Origin of the sequence: Bradyrhizobium uaiense (assembly GCF_010811875.1) — a bacterium.
GTDB classification, from domain to species: Bacteria; Pseudomonadota; Alphaproteobacteria; order Rhizobiales; family Xanthobacteraceae; genus Bradyrhizobium; species Bradyrhizobium uaiense.
In genome coordinates, this window is sequence record NZ_VKHP01000537.1 from 1 (window position 1) to 769 (window position 769).

A 769-nucleotide genomic window follows, 5' to 3' on the forward strand; every position below is an offset into this window, starting at 1 on the left:
TATGAGAAAGCCCTCGAGGCGCAGAATTTGAAGCTTTTGTACATGACGATCTGGCCGGCGACGGGCCTCTGGTCGGATCGAGCGCTAAACAGCGCGAATGACCTTAACGCATTGGTGGTCAGGACCTATGACAACAATTCGGCCGAGGTACTCCAGGCGGCCGGCGCTCACGCCGAATATCTGCCGTTCAGCGAGGCGATTCCCCGGCTAAAGGACCATAAACTGAATGCGATCCTCTCGTCCGGCGATGGAGGTGCGAGCCGGAAGCTTTGGGATGATTTGCGGTACTTCACGGCCATCAATTATGCGATTTCGATTTCGATCGCCTTTATCAGGCTCGACGCATTCGCCTCGCTTTCGACGCCTGTCCAGGCACAGGTGATGGCTGCCGCGACGGAAACGGAAAAGAGCCAGTTCGATCTGATCGACCGCCGTACCGCAGACAACTATGCTCGAATAAGAGCTAACGGCGTGAACATCTCAGACCCCGCCCCGCCGTCACTCATTGCCGCACTCAAACGGGCGGCTGCCATGCCGATCTCCGCCTGGAGGGCCAAGGCACCGGTTGAAGCCGTGGCGATAGCCGACTGGGCGAGCGAGCAGAAAAACTAGGTTGAGATCAGATTTCCGGGTCAATCGCGTCGGTTTGGAGTGGTCGCGCTGACGACCGGTCTACCCCACATTGCCGACATATGGGCGACGGGCCGTGACCAGAGCCTCGCGGGCGTCGCCGCCGCAAAAGCGACACGAAATGATTGCGCCATTGGGC

Annotated in this window: 1 protein-coding gene; it reads left to right on the top strand. The window is 59.0% G+C overall.

Annotated features, from left to right (window positions below; all coding sequences use genetic code 11):
- On the top strand, positions 1–612 hold a 612-nt coding region (locus FNJ47_RS46330), incomplete at its 5' end, for a type 2 periplasmic-binding domain-containing protein (protein WP_488226108.1).
- Between the last annotated feature and the right edge of the window lie 157 nt (positions 613–769).